Origin of the sequence: Citrobacter sp. 506, from assembly GCF_050434985.1 — a bacterium.
Classification (GTDB): Bacteria; Pseudomonadota; Gammaproteobacteria; order Enterobacterales; family Enterobacteriaceae; genus Citrobacter; species Citrobacter braakii.
The window spans coordinates 332,041-352,043 of sequence record NZ_JBNDJN010000001.1 but is presented as its reverse complement, the minus strand read 5'-3'; the positions used below and the strand labels follow the sequence as shown (position 1 = coordinate 352,043).

Sequence of the window (20,003 nt, the reverse complement as noted above, 5' to 3'; positions counted from 1 at the left end):
GATGCAAACCGTTTTAGCGAAAATTGTCGCAGACAAGGCGATTTGGGTAGAAGCCCGCAAACAGCAACAACCGCTGGCCAGCTTTCAGAATGATGTTCAACCCAGCTCTCGTGATTTCTACGATGCGCTGCAAGGTGCACGCACCGCCTTTATTCTGGAGTGCAAAAAAGCGTCTCCGTCAAAAGGCGTGATCCGTGATGACTTCGACCCGGCACAGATTGCGGGCGTATATAAACAATATGCTTCCGCGATTTCCGTACTGACCGATGAGAAATATTTCCAGGGGAGCTTTGATTTCCTGCCCATCGTCAGCCGCATCGCACCGCAACCGATTCTGTGTAAGGACTTTATTATCGATCCTTACCAGATTTACCTGGCGCGCTTCTATCAGGCGGACGCCTGTCTGCTGATGCTGTCGGTGCTTGATGATGAGCAATATCGTCAACTCGCCGCCGTCGCCCACAGTTTGAAAATGGGCGTACTGACCGAAGTCAGTAATGATGAAGAGCTGGAGCGAGCTATCGCACTGGGCGCCAAAGTCGTCGGTATCAACAACCGTGATTTACGCGACCTGTCGATTGATCTGAATCGCACCCGCCAACTTGCGCCGCGACTGGGTCATGGCGTAACCGTCATCAGCGAGTCCGGTATCAATACCTATGGTCAAGTGCGAGAACTCAGCCACTTCGCCAACGGTTTTCTGATTGGCTCTGCGTTGATGTCGCATGATGATCTGCATGCTGCCGTGCGTCGCGTTCTGCTCGGCGAAAATAAAGTCTGCGGTTTAACCCGGGCTCAGGATGCAAACGCGGCATACGAAGCGGGTGCCATTTACGGCGGGTTGATTTTTGTGTCCACATCGCCACGCGCAGTCAGCGTTGAACGCGCACGCGAGGTCATGACCGGCGCACCGCTGCAATATGTCGGGGTGTTCCGCAACGCAGAGATCACCGACGTGCGCGAAACAGCGGCGGCTCTGGGGTTAACAGCCGTGCAATTGCATGGTAGCGAAGACCAGACCTATGTTGACGCCCTGCGCGACGCGCTACCCGAACAGGTGCAAATCTGGAAGGCGTTAAGCGTCAGCGAAACGTTGCCAGCTCGTGATTATCAGCACGTCGATAAATACGTATTCGACAATGGTCAGGGCGGCAGCGGTCAACGCTTCGACTGGTCACTTTTAGGCGGACAATCGCTGGATAACGTTTTACTGGCTGGCGGACTCGGCGCTGATAACTGCGTTGACGCGGCAAAAACCGGCTGTGCCGGTCTCGATTTCAATTCTGGCGTAGAGTCACAGCCGGGCATCAAGGATGCACGTCTTTTGGCTTCGGTCTTTCAGACGCTGCGCGCATATTAAGGAAAAGGACATGACAACATTACTCAATCCGTATTTTGGTGAATTTGGCGGTATGTATGTGCCACAGATTCTGATGCCTGCCCTGCGCCAACTGGAAGAAGCTTTTGTCAGCGCGCAAAAGGATCCTGAATTTCAGGCGCAGTTTACAGACCTGCTGAAAAACTATGCTGGTCGTCCAACTGCCCTGACCAAATGCCAGAACATTACTCAAGGCACCAACACTACGCTGTATCTCAAACGTGAAGATTTGCTGCACGGCGGCGCGCACAAAACCAACCAGGTGTTGGGCCAGGCGTTGTTGGCGAAGCGTATGGGGAAAACGGAGATCATCGCCGAAACCGGCGCGGGCCAGCACGGTGTTGCATCAGCTCTCGCCAGCGCACTGCTGGGGCTGAAATGCCGTATTTATATGGGTGCAAAAGACGTTGAACGCCAGTCGCCAAACGTTTTCCGTATGCGTCTGATGGGGGCTGAAGTTATCCCGGTTCACAGCGGTTCTGCAACCCTGAAAGATGCCTGTAACGAAGCGCTGCGCGACTGGTCTGGCAGCTACGATACCGCGCACTATATGCTCGGTACGGCGGCGGGTCCACATCCTTTCCCGACCATTGTTCGTGAATTTCAGCGCATGATCGGCGAGGAAACTAAAGCGCAGATCCTTGAAAAAGAAGGTCGCCTGCCAGACGCGGTTATCGCCTGCGTGGGCGGCGGTTCTAACGCCATCGGTATGTTCGCGGACTTTATTAATGAAACCAGCGTCGGTCTGATTGGCGTCGAGCCTGGCGGCCATGGGATTGAATCAGGGGAACATGGCGCACCGTTGAAGCATGGTCGTGTCGGGATTTACTTCGGCATGAAGTCCCCGATGATGCAGACCGAAGAAGGACAGATTGAAGAGTCTTACTCTATTTCCGCGGGGCTGGATTTCCCGTCTGTCGGGCCGCAGCATGCGTATCTGAACAGCATTGGTCGCGCCGATTATGTTTCGATCACCGACGACGAAGCGCTTGAGGCCTTCAAAACGCTGTGTCTGCACGAGGGGATTATTCCGGCGCTGGAGTCCTCCCATGCCCTGGCACACGCATTGAAAATGATGCGTGAAAACCCGGAAAAAGAGCAGTTACTGGTGGTTAATCTCTCCGGTCGCGGCGACAAAGACATTTTCACCGTACACGATATTCTGAAAGCGCGAGGGGAAATCTGATGGAACGTTACGAAAACCTGTTTGCACAGCTGAAGGACCGCAAAGAAGGCGCTTTTGTCCCCTTCGTAACCCTGGGCGATCCGTCTGTTGAGCAGTCACTGAAAATCATTGATACGCTGATTGAAGCCGGTGCCGATGCCCTTGAGCTCGGTATTCCGTTCTCCGATCCGCTGGCTGACGGTCCAACCATTCAGGAAGCCACCCTGCGTGCGTTTGCCGCCGGCGTCACACCGTCGCAATGCTTTGAAATGCTGGCGCTGATTCGCCAGAAGCACCCTACGATTCCCATTGGCTTGCTGATGTATGCCAACCTGGTGTTTAGCAAGGGCATTGACGAGTTTTACGCCCAGTGTGAAAAAGTGGGCGTGGATTCCGTGTTAGTAGCCGATGTTCCCGTTGAGGAGTCCGCGCCATTCAGAGCTGCGGCGCTCCGCCACAACATTGCGCCAATTTTTATCTGCCCACCGAACGCTGATGAAGAACTGCTGCGCCAGATAGCCTCTCATGGCCGCGGCTATACCTATTTGCTTTCGCGTGCGGGCGTGACCGGTGCAGAAAATCGAGCGGCGTTACCGCTGCATCACCTGGTCGAAAAGTTGAAAGCATATGATGCTCCACCTTCTTTACAGGGGTTTGGTATCTCTGCGCCTGAACAGGTAACCGGCGCGATTGACGCTGGCGCTGCTGGCGCTATTTCCGGCTCGGCAATTGTGAAAATCATTGAGAAAAATGTTGCGGCACCGGAACAGATGCTGGCTGAGCTGAAAGCTTTTGTCAGCGCGATGAAAGCCGCCACACGGCAGTAAGCTAAATCAACCGCCAGAGACTTCTGGCGGTTTTACGCTTCTTTCGTGTGCTTCATTTTATACATGGCGCTATCTGCATTCTGAATAGCCACATCCAGTTCACCGTTCACCTCTGCAATCCCCCACGATACTGACAATGGCACGGTATGACCGTCCACTACAAACACATGGCTGGTCACCTGCCCGCTGATACGTTGAGCGATTGCGATGGCATCAGTTGCCTGCGAGCGAAACAGCAGGATCATAAATTCATCCCCGCCGGTACGAATCACAATATCGTGACTGGTGCGGGTGTTTGATAACATCCTGTTGGCGATAATTTGCAGCGCACGATCGCCTGCCGCGTGACCCCAGGTATCATTGACGGACTTGAACTTATTGCAGTCCAGTAGCACCACCGAACAGTGTGATAAATCTCGGCGCTTGATGATGTCGAGTATTCGGCGATTAAAGCAACCGGTCAGGGTGTCTATATAAACCTTCAGGTCGCTTTCGTTTAGCCATGATTTTAGCGAGAAACTAATCATGATGAAAAAGAACGGCGCCAGCAGGATCACGATCCCGGCATGGGTATCGCGCGTCATAAAACGGCCTAATGAAAGCGAATAGTGCAGCGCATATTTCTCCGAAAAATTGCGCACTAAAAAACGGGATTGACCTGTACATTTACCGGATAAACAGAGACTTTCATTGTTGGTCAAATTTACCAATTCCACATTCAGCTCTGGTGGGAGCTGGTAGTCAAATGCTTGAGCCAACGCTTCCTGCAATTCGGGCTTTGAATGGTCATAAACCAGATAGGCCACGATTTGGTCTGATATCTCTTTGCCAGACAGATCGTAGATATAGCTCACCACGCTGTAAGCTTTTTCACCGGTAATTTTATCGGTATAGAAGTTCGTTGAACTAAGGGCTTTGTTTTTGACGTTTTTTTGCAACAGTCGGGTATAGAAATCGACCGGCGGATAGAAAAAGTTGGTGAGATCCCGCGCCATTTCAGAATTTGAGAAACTGAAGTTGCGCGAATCGGAAGCCATAAACCAGTAAAAATAATCTGAATTTTTGGCGATAATATAACGATGTGCATCGAAGCTGCCCGGATTTAGCTCATTAACCATACCGCGAATAAACTCCGCCGCCGTATACATACACAGCGCGTTGTGGCTGGCTTGCTGGGCAATAATTGTCCCCGTTAACGAATGCAGACGCTTTGGGTCGGCGTTAATTCCCCATTCAATCTCATTGCGGGGAACAAATTGTGAAATATCGCCACATTGCTCACCCGATTTAATATGGTGATAGCGCTCACCAATCGCATCGGCGATCAGCTCATTATCGTTAAAAATGTCCATCATGCGCGCTTGCATGCGGTTAACACCGTCACTGACTGCAGCCATCCGCTGCTCATAAATTATAAACAGAAACAACGACGTAAATATCAACGTAATGAGCCCTGATACCAGCAGTGCCTGCCTGTTTCTGAGCTTGTCCTGCACAATCTTCACGAGTTCACCCTGATAGTTAACATATTGCCAAACCGGTTACCCGTTTCTGTCGTTGCATAACTGCGCTGTATGTTGATTGAGAATGTTAACCGTCCCTAAGCTGATGCCTTAGAAGCCCGCCGTTGTGTGCGCTAAAGTTACAGACTTATACAATAAAAGCACATTTTTGTTAACATAAATGCAAACTAATCATCACCCTCAATCGGATACCCCGCCCGACGAATGGCCTCACGACAATCGCTCACGCCTGCAGCGTAGCCCGCTTCGATCTCACAAACAGGACTGGCGCTGCAATAAGGTAGTTTAACCGGAGTCGCAATGCGTTTCTCCAGTACTTCAATTTTATCCATAAAATTCAATAAGTCACGCGCGGCACTCACGGCGAACTCTGCCGTTTCATCTCCGGTGAATGGTTCCAAAAGTGTGATTTTTTGTTGTAGCAGGTGGCGAGTCAACATCATCGTCAATGCCCTCAAAGCCAGTTTGCTTAAAGAGTAGCATTACATCGACGGGGAGAAAGGCAGGAAGAAATAAACTGGTAATAAAAAAGCTGACCGTGGAACGATCAGCTTTTCAGTATGTTAATCACGGACTTAGAAGCGATAACCCGCGGAGAACATAAACACCCACGGATCGAGGCGGACGCTGTCGCTATAACGGGCTTGCGGCAGAACAGCACCATTAGATTTGTACTTCGCTGTAGTATCGATATCCATGTACCAGACCGACATGTTAATCAGCCAGTCGCGGTTAATCAGATAGTCCATACCCACTTGCCCTGCTGCACCCCAGGAGTCTTTCAGGCTCAGGTCAGATAAACCGGTTTCTTTGCCGTTATTGTTAAAGCCTTCGTCAAAGAAGGTGGTGTAGTTCACACCGACACCAACGTAAGGACGCAGTTTGCTGCTGGAATCGCCGAAATACCACTGTGCCATTAAGGTCGGTGGTAAATGGTGAACGGTCGCAATATCACCTGTTGTGGCAGTGCCAATTTTATGGCGGAACGGCGTGGCTGCCAGTAATTCAACACCGATATTGTCGGTTGCCATGTAGGTAAATGTCAGACCCAACTGCGTGTTATTGCTGACATCAAAGCCACCCAGGCTTCCCAGCGTACCACCCGCGCCTTCCGTCGGTCTGACGGTGGCAGAACCTGCACGAATAAAGAATTCTCCGGCCTCATGCGCAAATACGTTACCAGAGAGAAGAGTTGTTAAAGCCACTGCTGCAACTGTTAATTTTTTCATGTCCGCTCCATCGTTATGGTTATAAAAGCGGAACGAATATACCCACATTGGAGTAATAAGTGATCTAACCTGGATCACATTGACTTTGATAATTTAACATTTATTGATCCAGATTAAGTTAGAACTTGCATTCAAAATCCTGGTTAACCTAATTCAGATCAATTTTGATATATTTTCGCCACGCAAGTACCTGACCTCCGTTGCAGAATAGCGATGGTTATTTGTTCGTGATGCGCAGAGAACAACCAACGTTCTTGCATGACGCTGATGTCATAGTCAAAAATTACCGGGGCTTTACAAAGATATGCTTTTCCATACACCGCGCGATGCTGCCACTGTAGAGTTATCCAGGGTACAATTGCCCACAAATGAACACCTGCGAAACTCAAGGAGAGTGCATGTCTATCACGGCGAAATCCGTTTACCGTGACACGGGAAACTTTTTCCGTAATCAATTCATTACCATCTTGCTGGTATCGTTGTTGTGCGCGTTTATCACAGTGGTGTTAGGGCATGCCTTTTCTCCCACCGACGCACAAATTGCGCAACTCAGTGAAGGCGATCAGTTAACCAGCAGCGTGGGATTGTTCGATCTGGTGCAAAACATGACCCCGGAGCAACAGCAAATTTTGCTACGCGCTTCCGCGGCGTCGACGTTTTCCGGTCTGATTGGTAATGCCATCCTCGCCGGAGGTATTATCCTGATGATTCAGCTGATTTCAGCCGGTCATCGGGTCAGCGCGTTACGCGCCATCGGTGCCAGCGCGCCGGTTTTGCCGAAGCTGTTTATTCTGATTTTTCTGACTACTCTGCTGGTGCAAATCGGTATTATGCTGGTGGTGGTACCCGGTATTCTGCTGGCTATCCTGCTGGCACTTGCACCGGTGATGTTAGTACAGGACAAAATGGGTGTCTTTGCCGCGATGCGCAACAGTATGCGTCTGGCGTGGTCGAATATGCGCCTGGTTGCACCAGCAGTGATCGGTTGGCTGTTGGCAAAAACGTTGTTGTTGCTTTTTGCGCCAAGTTTTGCGGTACTTACGCCAAATGTAGGCGCGGTATTGGCGAATACGCTGAGCAATATGATCTCCGCCGTATTGCTGATCTATTTGTTCCGCCTGTACATGCTAATTCGCCAATAAACCCTGAACGCATTCCGGGCTTGTACCCGGTGCTTTTGATGACGGAATCGAAGAATGAAGCAGTTTCTTGATTTTTTACCGCTGGTTGTCTTTTTTGCTTTTTATAAGCTCTATGACATCTACGCGGCGACCTCGGCGCTGATTGTTGCGACGGCTGTGGTTTTGATTTACAGCTGGGTCCGCTATCGCAAGGTCGAGAAGATGGCATTGATCACTTTTGTTCTGGTAGCCGTGTTCGGTGGCCTGACCATCTTCTTCCACAATGATGAATTCATTAAGTGGAAAGTAACGGTGATTTACGGGCTGTTTGCCGGTGCGCTGCTGGTTAGCCAATGGGTGATGAAAAAGCCGCTGATTCAGCGCATGTTAGGTAAAGAGCTGAGCTTGCCACAGCCGGTTTGGACAAAACTTAACTTCGCCTGGGCCGTCTTCTTTATCCTGTGCGGTCTGGCGAATATCTATATCGCGTTTTGGCTACCGCAGAATATTTGGGTCAACTTTAAAGTGTTCGGCCTGACCGCCTTGACTTTACTATTTACGTTACTGAGCGGAGTCTATATTTACCGCCACCTTCCGCAGGAAGATAAATCGTAACAAATGCTCGCCAGATCTCCGGATCTGGCGAATTTTTATCCCTTCGCGTTCCTTGTTGCCATCAACCTGGCTTACTTCCACCCCGCAGGCCGCATCCCCTCTGTTCTCAGCGCGTAAATTCTAGTAGCATCGCGCCTGTAATCTTTCTCTATAGTCGGTTCTACAATGACAACAACGAATAACACTCCCCAGGGCGAACTGGTTTTACGCACTCTGGCTATGCCTGCCGATACCAACGCAAACGGTGATATTTTTGGCGGCTGGCTGATGTCACAAATGGATATAGGTGGCGCTATTCAGGCCAAAGAGATCGCACATGGTCGCGTGGTCACGGTGCGGGTTGAAGGAATGAGCTTTTTGCGCCCGGTTGCCGTGGGCGATGTGGTTTGTTGCTACGCACGCTGCGTGAAACGCGGGACGACCTCGATCAGCATTAATATTGAAGTCTGGGTGAAGAAAGTCGCTTCAGAACCTATCGGCCAGCGCTATAAAGCTACCGAAGCCCTGTTTATCTACGTTGCCGTTGATAAAGACGGTAAACCGCGGCCGATTCCCTCCCTGGCCTGATAGCACGCCCAAGCATCGCCATCCGGCAACCATTCTGCCGGATTTGGCGGCGTAACGCCAAATCCGGCCTGATGCTTACTCGATCTGTGTTGTGCCGTTCAGGCGGAAAACAATATTCACCACCAGCCCGGAACCTGGCTTACCGGCTTCATAACGCCATCTGCGCATCGCATTTTTCACTTCACGCTCAAACATATTCGCAGGCTGTGCGGACAGAACTTCCACATTTTCAACCCGGCCATCCGAGGTCACGTCAAATTTGACCTTCACACGGCCTTCAATGCGTAATGCCTGTGCACGTGCCGGATAGTGAGGCTGATTACGACTTAAGGCTCGCGGACCCGATGGTACGCTCACCGCCGGTTTAGTGGTTGCCGGAGCGGTACTGGTTGTTGGACGCGCAGGCGCCGTATTTTCAAACGGGGATGCCGGACGAGGCTCTGCTGGTTTAAGATCACGCTTCGGCTGCTCTTCCACCTTTTTCACCGGTTTTGGCTTCGGTTTAGGCTTGGGCTTCGGTTTCTCAATCACTACCGGCGCTTCTTTTGGCGGTTCGGGGATCGGTTCTGGCTCCGGTTCAGGCTCGACGACAGGTTCCGGCGGCGGCTGAACGGCCTGAGGCGGTTCAAGATCGGCAGGCGCAACCATCGTAACGGAGATCGGCTGCGCTGGCGCAGGCAGTTCAATAACCTGATGTACCGAGGTATACAGCAAACCTGCCACTACAGCACCATGAATGCCGACAGAAAGTAACGTAGGCCAGGGAAAGCGACGAGGTAAATCAAGGGTCATTGAAGTCATAATCGTTTCAGTAAAAAAACCAGGCCCTGATTTTAAATGCAAATAGCAATCATATTCAATAAGACCGTGAAGCTAACTGGCATTTAAAACGCGATTTTATGATAAAAAACCATTTTCAAAGTATGGCCTTAACATATTAGTTATCTTTCCGTTGCAGTTACCAGGCCTTTCCAATAACGTAAATATGACCTTTTACCGTTCAAGGAGCTCTACCCGTGCTGTACGTTATTTACGCTCAAGATATCGCAGACTCTCTCGAAAAACGTCTTTCCGTACGCCCTGCTCATCTGGCTCGTCTGCAACTCCTTCATGACGAAGGCCGTTTGCTCACGGCGGGTCCCATGCCAGCGGTTGACAGTAACGACCCGGGCGCCGCAGGCTTTACCGGCTCAACGGTGATCGCAGAATTTGAATCTTTAGAAGCCGCGCAGGCGTGGGCGGAAGCCGATCCCTACGTGGCGGCAGGTGTTTATGCGCAGGTTTCAGTAAAACCGTACAAAAAAGTATTTTAAAAACAAAACGAAAAGCAGACATTGGGCACCGCCAGCGGTGCCCTTTTGAGATCAGATGTTGTGGATCGCAAACAGCAACGAGTTACGTTGATGGTTGAGAATACACTTTCTGATGGTATGGATACGCATATTACGGCGCGATTGTCCTTCAAGCCAACGTGCTTTACGGCGGCTAGCCTGACGCAGCATCCGCCAGCGTCCCACTTCCGTTCTACTACGCTTCATGTTTACTACTCTTTCAGTCACTGAGCGGCCATTATAACGCCACACCGAATGCAGACCAGTGGTTTTCCCGTGTTTTTATTTGCCAGATTAATCCTGATGCGTAAACTCTTAACAATACGCTTTCAAAAGGATTTTTAAATTTATGACAACCTTCTACACCGTGGTGAGTTGGCTGGTCATTCTGGGTTACTGGGTACTCATTGCTGGCGTAACATTACGCATTCTAATGAAACGACGCGCAGTGCCCTCCGCAATGGCCTGGCTTTTGATCATCTATATTCTGCCATTGGTAGGGATCATTGCTTATCTTTCCTTCGGTGAGCTCCACCTGGGTAAACGTCGCGCCGAACGCGCCCGGGCAATGTGGCCGTCAACGGCCAAGTGGCTGAACGATCTTAAAGCCTGTAAGCATATTTTTGCGCAGGAAAACAGCAGCGTCGCGTCATCCTTATTTAAGCTGTGCGAGCGTCGTCAGGGAATCGCTGGCGTTAAAGGGAATCAATTGCAGTTGCTCACCAGTTCAGAGGACGTGATGCAGGCATTGATCCGTGATATTCAACTGGCGCGTCACAACATCGAGATGGTGTTCTACATCTGGCAACCGGGCGGTATGGCCGATCAGGTCGCTGAGTCATTAATGGCTGCCGCAAGGCGTGGAATTCACTGTCGCCTGATGCTGGACTCCGCGGGTAGCGTGGCGTTCTTTCGCAGCCCATGGGCGGCGATGATGCGTAACGCGGGTATCGAGGTTGTTGAAGCGCTGAAAGTAAACCTGATGCGTGTATTTTTACGCCGTATGGACCTGCGTCAGCACCGCAAAATGATCATGATCGATAACTATATTGCTTATACCGGCAGCATGAACATGGTCGATCCCCGTTTCTTCAAACAAGATGCCGGCGTCGGGCAATGGGTGGATTTGATGGCGAGAATGGAAGGCCCGGTAGCCACCGCTATGGGCATTGTCTATTCCTGCGACTGGGAAATTGAGACCGGCAAGCGCATTCTGCCCCCGCCGCCAGACGTCAATATCATGCCGTTTGAGCAGGCCAGCGGCCACACCATTCACACAATCGCTTCGGGACCTGGTTTCCCTGAAGATTTGATTCATCAGGCGCTGTTAACCGCAGCTTATTCGGCGCGTGAATATTTAATTATGACCACGCCCTACTTCGTTCCCAGCGACGATCTGCTGCACGCGATCTGTACAGCGGCGCAGCGCGGGGTCGACGTCAGTATTATTCTTCCACGCAAGAATGATTCCCTGCTGGTTGGCTGGGCAAGCCGGGCCTTTTTCACTGAGTTGCTGGCGGCTGGCGTTAAAATCTATCAGTTCGAAGGTGGCTTACTGCACACCAAGAGCGTACTGGTCGATGGCGAGCTGAGCCTGGTCGGTACCGTTAACCTGGATATGCGCAGTCTGTGGCTCAATTTTGAAATCACGCTGGTCATTGATGATGCCGGATTCGGTGGCGATCTCGCGGCAGTACAGGATGATTATATTTCGCGTTCTCGTCTGCTTGATGCCCGTTTGTGGGTAAAACGACCACTCTGGCAGCGGATCGCTGAGCGACTGTTTTACTTCTTTAGTCCGTTGCTGTAAAACGTGCCCATCAGACAGTAAACAGGTAGTCATTATGGATATGGATTTGAACAATCGCCTGACTGAAGACGAAACGCTTGAGCAGGCTTACGATATTTTTCTCGAACTGGCTGCGGACAACCTGGATCCAGCCGACATCATTCTGTTCAATTTACAGTTTGAAGAGCGCGGTGGTGCCGAGTTATTCGACCCGGCAGAAGACTGGCAGGAGCATGTTGATTTTGACCTGAACCCTGACTTCTTTGCCGAAGTAGTGATTGGTCTGGCAGATACAGAAGACGGCGAGATTAACGATATTTTTGCGCGCGTTTTATTATGTCGCGAAAAAGATCACAAACTCTGCCATATTCTCTGGCGCGAGTAACAAACAAAAAAGCTGCTCTCGCAGCTTTTTTCATTTTTATCCCGGCAGTTTACTTCCGCAGCGGTTACAAAACTGCGCACTATGTTCATGCTGCGCCTGCTGACACTGCGGGCATCTACGCTGATATCCTCGCTGTTGGAACGCACTGCTCATGTGTGTGGTTATCAATCCGGTCGGTATCGCAATCACAGAGTATCCAATCAGGATAAGCACTGACGCCACCATGCGTCCCAACGGCGTGTGCGGTGTAATGTCACCGTAGCCGACAGTGGTGACCGTAACAATTGCCCAATACACAGACGCATTCAGCGTAGTAAAGCCATATTTGGGCCCTTCTATCAGATACATCATCGCGCCGAAAACAACCATCAGAATGGCAATAAAGGAATAGAACAACATCAGTTGATGACGGGCGCTTTTTAACGCATTCCAGAACACTCGCAGAGAAGGCATAAAACGCAGCAGCTTGAGAATACGCAAGACGCGCAGGACACGCATCGCTCGCCAGGCGAAGACATAGCTCAAACTGATTTCAGGCCATAGCCACATCACGTACAGCGGTAGAATGGTGGCCAGATCGATAATCCCCCAGAAGCTAAACACATATTTAGCGGGATTGGCCCAACTGCATAAGCGAAGAAAATATTCGAGGGTAAAGACCAGAGTAATAAAGATCTCCAGCCAGACAAAAATGCGCCATTCCTCAAAGGTTAAATGGTATTGCGTCCCGACGCCGGACTCAATGAAGATAACAATAACGCTGAGCAAGGCGAACAGCGCGCACATACCTTCAAAGCGACGCCCTGAACGGGTGTTTAAATCGAATAATTTGCGATAGAGCGCGCGGCGGACAGAAGAGACTAAACCTGACACATATACCTCACCAAAAAGAAGGGCTGACCTTTGTCAGCCCTCAGGATTATAGCGGGTCTACTTTCAGGCAGGAAACTGCGTGGCGGAAACTTCCTTCGAGAACCGGGCGGGTTTTTGCGCATTCCGGTCCGGCAATCGGGCAGCGCGTACGGAACACGCAGCCGGAAGGAGGATTAATCGGCGACGGCAATTCGCCTTCCAGCAACTGGATAACCTTGTTCCTTTCCTGATCCGGGTCGGGAATCGGCACTGCAGACATCAACGCTTTGGTATAAGGGTGCAGCGGATTATGGTACACCTCATCATAAGTCCCTAATTCCACCGCGTGTCCGAGATACATGACCAGCACGCGATCGGAGATATGTTTCACCACCGCCAGGTCGTGAGCAATAAAGATTAACGATAATCCCATTTCACGCTGGAGCTGTTGTAACAGGTTCACCACCTGGGCCTGAATGGATACGTCCAGCGCCGAAACCGGTTCATCGCAAATAATCAGCTTCGGCTCGAGGATCAGCGCACGGGCAATACCAATACGCTGACACTGACCGCCTGAAAATTCATGCGGGTAGCGGTTAATCAGATTTGGCAGCAACCCCACCTTCATCATCATCGCCTTCACACGGTCGCGGACTTCCTGACCAGACAGGTTCGGATGATAAGTCCGCAGCGGTTCGGCAATGATTTCACCGATGGTCATGCGCGGATTCAGTGATGCCAGCGGATCCTGGAAAATCATCTGAATATCGCTACGCACTTCCCGCCACTCATCGGGTTTCATGCCCAGTAAATCTTTACCCAGCCAGGCGACTTTTCCATCGGTGGCTTTCACCAGGCCAATAATCGCACGGGCAAAAGTCGATTTTCCACAGCCTGATTCGCCGACCACGCCCAGGGTTTCACCTTCATACAGTCGCAGAGTCACGCCATCAACCGCTTTCAGGGTTTTAGACGGCTGCCAGAACCACTGCTTGCCGTCTTTAATGTCGAAATGGACTTTAAGATCGGCAATTTCAAGGAGCACTTTTCGTTGTTCGGTGACCGCATTCATACCAGTTCCTCCACCGGTTTAAAGCAGGCGCGCAGGCGGCCCGGACTAAACTCTTCCAGTGGCGGAGCACTGCTACAGATTTCCATCGCATGCGGGCAACGCGGCTGGAATGGACAGCCTTTTGGTAGACGCAACAGGTTCGGCGGGTTGCCCGGGATAGTCAGCATCTCTTCCCCTTCGGCATCCAGACGAGGTACGGCATTCAGCAAACCAATCGAATACGGATGCACGGGCTTATAAAAGACATCCCGCGCGCTGCCATATTCCATGGTGCGTCCGGCGTACATCACCAAAACTTTATCGCAAATACCGGCAACTACTCCCAGATCATGGGTGATCATGATAATCGCAGTGTTGAATTCGCTTTTCAGTTCATTCAGCAGGGTCATGATTTGCGCCTGTACCGTAACATCGAGCGCGGTAGTCGGCTCATCGGCTATCAGTAATTTAGGCCTGCACAACAGCGCCATGGCGATCATCACGCGCTGACGCATCCCGCCGGAGAATTCATGCGGATACATTTTCATACGCTTACGCGCTTCCGGCATTTTCACCGCATCCAGCATTCTGACCGATTCTTCAAAGGCTTCCGCTTTGCTCATGCCTTTATGCAGCATGAGAACTTCCATCAACTGCTCGCCGACTCGCATGTACGGATTGAGAGAGGTCATCGGGTCCTGGAAAATCATCGAGATTTGCTCGGCGCGCAGTTTGTTCAACTCACGTTCCGGTAAATTCAGAATTTCACGTCCGTTGAAAGTTGCAGATCCTCCGATACGGCCATTTGCCGCCAGCAGGCCCATCAGGGCAAAGGCCGTTTGCGATTTACCTGAACCGGATTCCCCAACAATACCCAGCGTTTCTCCAGCTCGCAGAGAAAAGTTTAAATCGTTTACCGCAGTCACATCGCCGTCGGGGGTGGCAAACGTCACGCGCAGATCTTTAACGTTCAGCAGTGCGTTAGCCTGTTGTTGCGCGAGCGGCGCGGTTGAGGTTTCAATTACGCTCATGGCTGCACTCCTTAACGGTCTTTCGGGTCGAGGGCATCACGCAGGCCATCGCCAATAAAGTTAAAACAGAACAAAGTGACCACCAGGAATCCTGCCGGGAACAGCAGCAGCCATGGTGAGACTTCCATCGAGTTGGCACCATCACTCAGCAACGCCCCCCAGCTACTTAACGGCTCCTGCGTCCCTAATCCCAAAAAGCTCAGGAAGGATTCAAACAGGATCATGCTGGGCACCAGCAACGAAGCGTACACCACCACCACGCCCAGCACGTTCGGCACAATATGACGGATAACGATGCGCACGGTAGATACCCCACCCACTTGCGCTGCTTCAATAAACTCTTTGCGCTTAAGACTCAGCGTTTGCCCACGCACGATACGCGCCATATCCAGCCAGGATACCATCCCAATAGCGACAAAAATCAGCAGGATATTTTGCCCAAAGAAGGTGACCAGCAGAATCACGAAGAACATGAACGGGAAGGAGTTGAGGATTTCCAGCAGACGCATCATCACCGAGTCGATTTTACCGCCGAGGTAGCCCGACAGAGAACCGTATAGCGTGCCGACAACTACCGCGACCAACGCCGCGGCAATGCCGACCATCAACGAGATGCGACCGCCAATCGCCACACGAACCAGCAGGTCTCGACCTGACGAGTCGGTGCCGAAATAGTGTCCAGATTCTGTATCCGGCGCGCTGGACATCATACCCCAGTCGGTATCGAAGTAGGTAAACTGCGACAGCATCGGCGCCAGCGTCACAAACAGCGCAATAATCACCAGCACGACCAGGCTTGCTACCGCCGCGCGGTTATGCATAAAGCGTCGACGCGCGTCCTGCCACAGACTGCGGCCCTCGACCTCCAGCTTTTCACTGAAATTCTCCAGCGCTTCGCTGTTTTTCTTACTTAACATCATAGCGAGCTCCAGTATCAGTAACGAATTTTCGGGTCGATAACGGCATACAGCACGTCGACAATCGCGTTAAACACGATGGTCAGCGTGCCTACCAGTATGGTGAGGCTCAGGACCAGCGAATAGTCGCGGTTTAACGCGCCATTGACGAACAGCTGGCCAATGCCCGGCAAACCATAGATGGTTTCAATAACCATCGAACCGGTAATAATGCCGACAAATGCTGGTCCCATATAGGACAGCACAGGCAACAGCGCAGGTTTTAACGCATGGCGGAAAATAATCCGCCGCATCGGCAACCCTTTAGCGCGCGCGGTACGAATAAAGTTAGAGTGCAGCACTTCAATCATCGAACCGCGGGTAATACGGGCGATACTGGCGATATAAGCCAGTGACAAGGCCACCATCGGCAGGATCATAAATTTCAACGCCCCGCCATTCCAGCCGCCTCCGGGCAGCCATTTCAAGGTTATGGCAAATATCATGACCAATAAGGGAGCGACCACGAAACTGGGGATAACCACCCCGGTCATTGCCACCCCCATCACCGTGTAGTCCCAGCGCGTATTTTGTTTCAGTGCGGCTATTACCCCAGCGCTAACGCCAACGAGGACCGCCAGAATAAAGGCCGCAGCTCCCAGCTTCGCAGAAACCGGAAAGCTCGAGGCCACGAGGTCGTTTACCGTATAGTCTTTATATTTAAAAGATGGCCCAAAATCGCCATGTGCCAGCTGCTTGAGGTAGCTGAAGTACTGCGTCGAGATAGGATCGTTAAGATGATATTTCGCTTCGATATTAGCCAGTACCTCTGGCGGTAACGCGCGTTCCCCGGTGAATGGGCTTCCCGGCGCAAGGCGCATCATAAAGAATGAAATCGTAATAAGTATAAACAGCGTCGGAATCGCTTCCAGACAGCGACGTAATATAAATTTTAACATTGCCCGTACCTTCTGGCGTGTGCCTTTACACCTCTTCTACCCCGACGTTCAGGTAAAGCGGTGTTAATAGTTCGAAGAAAAAAGACACTGTGGGGCAAAATGATTGCCCCACGTCTTGCCATTAATGCTTGATAATATACAAGTCTTTAACGTGGATATTATCCATCGGGTCTTTACCGGAGTATCCGCCAACCCATGGTTTTACCAGGCGGGCGTTAACATAGTAATAAACCGGTACAATCGCAGAATCTTTATCCAGCTGCTGTTCAGCTTTCGAATACAGTTCGCTGCGCTGCGCTTCATCAGTCACTTTCAGCGTATCCGCAATCAGCTTATCAAACGCCGGGCTCTTATAGTGGACGGTGTTGTTGGAGCTGTCAGACAGCACCATATTCAGGAAGGATGTTGGTTCGTTGTAATCCGCACACCAGCCTGCACGCGAAACATCATAGTTACCCTGATGGCGCGTATCGAGGAATGTTTTCCATTCCTGGTTTTCCAGCTTCACGTTGGCGCCCAGATTTTTCTTCCAGATAGATGCCGCAGCGATGGCCAGCTTTTTATGCAGATCTGAGGTGTTATACAGCAGGTCAAAGGTCAACGGTTTTTCAGCGGTATACCCGGCTTCAGCCAGCAGTTTTTTCGCTTCTTCATTACGTTTTTCCTGAGACCATTTGAACCACTCAGGTTCAACCAGTTTCGCGCCATCGGTGTAAGGAGGGGTAAAGCTATACGCCGGCAGGTCCCCCTGGTTTTTAACTTTGTTAACGATAATGTCACGATCCAACGCCAGTTTCAGGGCGGTACGAACACGAACATCGTTGAACGGTGCTTTCTGGTTGTTGATTTCGTAATAATAGGTGCACAGATACGGGTCAACGTGAACTTCGTTCGGGATCTCTTTTTTCAGTTTCTGGAATAACTCGATCGGCATGTTGTTATAGGTCATGTCGATTTCGCCGCTGCGATAGCGGTTAACGTCAGTCACTTCAGAAGAAATTGGCAGGTAGGTAACCTGGTTAATAACCGTTTTGGCGTTGTCCCAGTAGTTGGTGTTACGCTCAAGTACAATGCGCTCGTTGACCACCCAGTCTTTCAGCTTATAGGCGCCGTTGGTAACGATGTTAGCGGGCTGGGTCCATTTCTCACCGTATTTTTCAACCGCTGCTTTAGGAACCGGAGAAACGGATGAGTGCACAAGCAATTTGTAGAAATAAGGAACAGGCTCGCTCAGGGTGACTTCAAATGTATGATCGTCGAGAGCTTTGACACCGAGATCGGTGATCGGCTTTTTGCCGGCGATAATATCGTCAATATTGACAATGTGACCGTACTGTAAATAACTGGCGTACGGTGACGCGGTATTTGGATTAGCCAGGCGTTGCCAGCTATACACGAAATCTTGCGCGGTAACAGGCGTGCCGTCAGACCATTTAGCGTCTTTACGCAGATGGAATGTCCACACCTTAAAGTCTTTATTTTCCCACTTTTCAGCTACGCCAGGCGATGGTTTGCCATCGACATCGCTGATTAATAAACCTTCAAACAGGTCACGGTTGATATTGGATTCAGGTACACCTTCGATTTTATGTGGATCGAGTGACTGAACTTCCGAACCGTTATTACGCACGAGAGTCTGCTTTTCAGCAAGCTGCACACCTGCTGGCACAACTGCCGCCGTAGCAACATTCCCAGCGATTAGCGCAGTTAGGATCCCCGCAGCTACTAAACTTTTTTTAGTGATGTTAGTCATTGTGTTTGTACTCCCTCATTATTATGGCTGGTTTTTTAACCAGACTGTTAATCCTGTCAGGATCCCTGTACGGCACCGGAGATTTTCTGCCGTCAGGTAGTTTCTTGTTTTACTGCTTGCTATCACCGACTTTATTTATTTCTGGCGATTCGTATGACCGCCTTGCGTCGATTATCTACGTGCCTCCCCTGCCGGAAACACGTTATTACCCTGTTGAGAGAAACTAATTGAAAATGATTCTCATCAACGTGAATTCTTCTGCATAATACCTGGCCGGAAAGTATCAAATGCGTTTCTTAACCGCCAATACATTTTACAAATTTGTTAACCAATTCTCTTTTATTGGAAATAAATCTCACTAAAAAAGTCTTACGAATGAAAGACTGTGACAATAAAACGATAAAAATCATTATATTGCATCCCGCGCAGTGTTAAACCCCCGGACCTGAGTCAACACCACGCCAAAATACACATAAATTTAACAATTGGTTATTAATTAGCACATTCATCTAAAAAAAACGCTGAAATAACTAATAACATTTCGATAATCCTTCAGCAAGCCCCAGAGTATGATGTTAATAAAATAACAGTGACATCGGGATCCCTCTGGTGGCCTACTGAGGGTTATATCCATAAAATCAATGAATAAATTAATGAATAGCCATCAGAGTTTTTTATATTTCTAAGCTGATTTTCAACTTTAGTGAGAAGTTTTACTAATAACGAAAGGAAACGGAGCCGAAAGAGACTCCGTTGATGCCGAAGAGGAATATCAGGCAAGCAAACCGGGGAAAATGGACTTTATTCCAGTCACAATGAATTCAATCCCTAAGGCCATTAACAACAACCCCATAATACGCGTAATGACGTTGATACCGGTTTGGCCCAGCAGCCGTACCAGCCACGGTGCCATGCGGAACAGTCCCCAACAGCACAGGGCAAACAACGCAATCGCCACAAAAAAACCAAACAGGTTAATCGCACTGTGATAGCGCGTACCCCAAACAATAGTTGAGCTTATCGCCCCCGGCCCCGCCATTAACGGCAATGCCAGCGGCACTACGCCGATACTTTCGCGGATTGCTGTTTCTGATTTTTCCTGTTTGTTTTGCTTATCTTCGCCCAGTTTTCCGCTAATCATCGACATTGCGATAGTCACCACCAGAATGCCGCCGGCAATCCTGAACGAATCTATCGAGATACCGAAGAGCTGCAGAATACCGTCACCAAGGAACAGCGAGGTCCACAGGATGATGGCAACCGACAGGTTTGCCGTAAGGTTGGTTTTATTTCGCGCAGCAGCCGTTTGATAGCTGGTCATACTGATAAAGACTGGGATGATCCCGACCGGGTTAACCAATGCGAATAACCCAATGAAAAATTTAAAATAGACAGGAAAATCAAATAGCGTTTGGATCACGGTTAGCTCCGAAGCGTTAGCCGGATAAAATGAGTCATAAAAATTGATAAAATCCGCGCTGAAGATACGCCTTTTGTCAGCATACTTCACCTTCTATCTGTGTATATCTAC

The 20,003-nt window shown here is 50.3% G+C and carries 21 protein-coding genes and 1 pseudogene; 10 read left to right on the top strand and 12 right to left on the bottom strand.

The genetic code is table 11. The annotated features are described in order from the left end of the window. Position 1: 1 nt before the first annotated feature. Genes trpCF through trpA form a run of 3 tightly spaced genes read left to right on the top strand, consistent with a single transcriptional unit; the run spans position 2 to position 3,370 of the window. Positions 2 to 1,360: a bifunctional indole-3-glycerol-phosphate synthase TrpC/phosphoribosylanthranilate isomerase TrpF gene (gene trpCF, locus ABIE10_RS01855; RefSeq protein WP_279265801.1), complete on the top strand. Its 1,359-nt coding sequence runs from the start codon at positions 2 to 4 to the stop codon at positions 1,358 to 1,360. A 10-nt stretch (positions 1,361 to 1,370) separates the two neighbouring features. Then, positions 1,371 to 2,564: a tryptophan synthase subunit beta gene (gene trpB / locus ABIE10_RS01850; RefSeq protein ID WP_003020645.1), complete on the top strand. Its 1,194-nt coding sequence runs from the start codon at positions 1,371 to 1,373 to the stop codon at positions 2,562 to 2,564. Then, on the top strand, positions 2,564 to 3,370 hold the full coding sequence (gene trpA / locus ABIE10_RS01845) for a tryptophan synthase subunit alpha (protein WP_016156657.1): 807 nt from the start codon (positions 2,564 to 2,566) through the stop codon (positions 3,368 to 3,370). The genes trpB and trpA overlap by 1 nt, the downstream gene beginning before the upstream one ends. Before the next feature lie 32 nt (positions 3,371 to 3,402). Here trpA and ABIE10_RS01840 read toward each other — a convergent pair whose 3' ends face one another. The 3 genes from ABIE10_RS01840 to ompW all read right to left on the bottom strand — a co-directional run bounded on the left by ABIE10_RS01840 (position 3,403) and on the right by ompW (position 6,122). Continuing rightward, positions 3,403 to 4,875, bottom strand: coding sequence for a GGDEF domain-containing protein (locus ABIE10_RS01840; protein ID WP_200079986.1), 1,473 nt, complete (start codon positions 4,873 to 4,875; stop codon positions 3,403 to 3,405). Between the two features lie 185 nt (positions 4,876 to 5,060). Beyond that, positions 5,061 to 5,336, bottom strand: coding sequence for a hypothetical protein (locus ABIE10_RS01835; protein ID WP_016153262.1), 276 nt, complete (start codon positions 5,334 to 5,336; stop codon positions 5,061 to 5,063). Between the two features lie 132 nt (positions 5,337 to 5,468). Next, positions 5,469 to 6,122, bottom strand: a complete 654-nt coding sequence (ompW, locus tag ABIE10_RS01830) for an outer membrane protein OmpW (RefSeq protein ID WP_200079987.1) — start codon at positions 6,120 to 6,122, stop codon at positions 5,469 to 5,471. Between the two features lie 283 nt (positions 6,123 to 6,405). Between ompW and ABIE10_RS01825 the strand changes: the two are divergent. From ABIE10_RS01825 to yciA, 4 genes and pseudogenes are all read left to right on the top strand, one after another. Next, positions 6,406 to 6,492, top strand: a pseudogene (locus ABIE10_RS01825) (YkgJ family cysteine cluster protein); the annotation flags it as partial. A 28-nt stretch (positions 6,493 to 6,520) separates the two neighbouring features. Then, entirely contained in the window at positions 6,521 to 7,264 is a 744-nt protein-coding gene (locus tag ABIE10_RS01820) for a YciC family protein (RefSeq protein ID WP_016153264.1), read from the top strand. 54 nt (positions 7,265 to 7,318) lie between these two features. Further along, on the top strand, positions 7,319 to 7,858 hold the full coding sequence (locus ABIE10_RS01815; protein WP_016153265.1) for a septation protein A: 540 nt from the start codon (positions 7,319 to 7,321) through the stop codon (positions 7,856 to 7,858). A gap of 165 nt (positions 7,859 to 8,023) precedes the next feature. Beyond that, positions 8,024 to 8,425: an acyl-CoA thioester hydrolase YciA gene (yciA, locus tag ABIE10_RS01810; RefSeq protein WP_016153266.1), complete on the top strand. Its 402-nt coding sequence runs from the start codon at positions 8,024 to 8,026 to the stop codon at positions 8,423 to 8,425. Between the two features lie 75 nt (positions 8,426 to 8,500). On the opposite strand, the gene tonB is transcribed toward yciA, so the two are convergent. Beyond that, positions 8,501 to 9,217, bottom strand: a complete 717-nt coding sequence (gene tonB / locus ABIE10_RS01805; protein WP_429155469.1) for a TonB system transport protein TonB — start codon at positions 9,215 to 9,217, stop codon at positions 8,501 to 8,503. Between the two features lie 224 nt (positions 9,218 to 9,441). Here tonB and ABIE10_RS01800 point away from each other — a divergent pair, with 224 nt between their 5' ends. Further along, complete coding sequence (locus ABIE10_RS01800; protein ID WP_003020675.1) at positions 9,442 to 9,738, top strand: YciI family protein; 297 nt, start codon at positions 9,442 to 9,444, stop codon at positions 9,736 to 9,738. 51 nt (positions 9,739 to 9,789) lie between these two features. Here ABIE10_RS01800 and ABIE10_RS01795 read toward each other — a convergent pair whose 3' ends face one another. Then, positions 9,790 to 9,963, bottom strand: coding sequence for a YciY family protein (locus tag ABIE10_RS01795; RefSeq protein ID WP_016153268.1), 174 nt, complete (start codon positions 9,961 to 9,963; stop codon positions 9,790 to 9,792). A gap of 142 nt (positions 9,964 to 10,105) precedes the next feature. On the opposite strand from ABIE10_RS01795, the gene cls reads away from it, so the two are divergent. Together cls and ABIE10_RS01785 are read left to right on the top strand one after the other, a co-directional pair. Then, complete coding sequence (gene cls, locus ABIE10_RS01790) at positions 10,106 to 11,566, top strand: cardiolipin synthase (protein ID WP_016156727.1); 1,461 nt, start codon at positions 10,106 to 10,108, stop codon at positions 11,564 to 11,566. Positions 11,567 to 11,600: 34 nt separating this feature from the next. After that, positions 11,601 to 11,930, top strand: coding sequence for an HI1450 family dsDNA-mimic protein (locus tag ABIE10_RS01785; RefSeq protein ID WP_003020691.1), 330 nt, complete (start codon positions 11,601 to 11,603; stop codon positions 11,928 to 11,930). A 36-nt stretch (positions 11,931 to 11,966) separates the two neighbouring features. Here the strand turns inward: ABIE10_RS01785 and ABIE10_RS01780 are convergent, their stop codons facing one another. The 7 genes from ABIE10_RS01780 to ychE all read right to left on the bottom strand — a co-directional run bounded on the left by ABIE10_RS01780 (position 11,967) and on the right by ychE (position 19,892). Further along, positions 11,967 to 12,803, bottom strand: a complete 837-nt coding sequence (locus ABIE10_RS01780) for an ion transporter (RefSeq protein ID WP_049269434.1) — start codon at positions 12,801 to 12,803, stop codon at positions 11,967 to 11,969. Between the two features lie 46 nt (positions 12,804 to 12,849). Then, positions 12,850 to 13,854 carry a murein tripeptide/oligopeptide ABC transporter ATP-binding protein OppF gene (oppF, locus tag ABIE10_RS01775; protein WP_016156729.1) on the bottom strand — a complete coding sequence of 335 codons (1,005 nt, stop codon included), beginning with the start codon at positions 13,852 to 13,854 and terminating at the stop codon, positions 12,850 to 12,852. Continuing rightward, positions 13,851 to 14,864: a murein tripeptide/oligopeptide ABC transporter ATP-binding protein OppD gene (gene oppD / locus ABIE10_RS01770; protein ID WP_003833364.1), complete on the bottom strand. Its 1,014-nt coding sequence runs from the start codon at positions 14,862 to 14,864 to the stop codon at positions 13,851 to 13,853. The genes oppF and oppD overlap by 4 nt, the downstream gene beginning before the upstream one ends. Positions 14,865 to 14,875: 11 nt before the next feature. After that, complete coding sequence (gene oppC, locus ABIE10_RS01765) at positions 14,876 to 15,784, bottom strand: oligopeptide ABC transporter permease OppC (protein ID WP_003020701.1); 909 nt, start codon at positions 15,782 to 15,784, stop codon at positions 14,876 to 14,878. Between the two features lie 14 nt (positions 15,785 to 15,798). Then, positions 15,799 to 16,719: an oligopeptide ABC transporter permease OppB gene (oppB, locus tag ABIE10_RS01760; RefSeq protein WP_003020708.1), complete on the bottom strand. Its 921-nt coding sequence runs from the start codon at positions 16,717 to 16,719 to the stop codon at positions 15,799 to 15,801. A 121-nt stretch (positions 16,720 to 16,840) separates the two neighbouring features. Continuing rightward, positions 16,841 to 18,472 carry an oligopeptide ABC transporter substrate-binding protein OppA gene (gene oppA / locus ABIE10_RS01755; RefSeq protein ID WP_016153271.1) on the bottom strand — a complete coding sequence of 544 codons (1,632 nt, stop codon included), beginning with the start codon at positions 18,470 to 18,472 and terminating at the stop codon, positions 16,841 to 16,843. Between the two features lie 772 nt (positions 18,473 to 19,244). Further along, positions 19,245 to 19,892, bottom strand: coding sequence for an NAAT family transporter YchE (ychE, locus tag ABIE10_RS01750; RefSeq protein ID WP_003020714.1), 648 nt, complete (start codon positions 19,890 to 19,892; stop codon positions 19,245 to 19,247). Between the last annotated feature and the right edge of the window lie 111 nt (positions 19,893 to 20,003).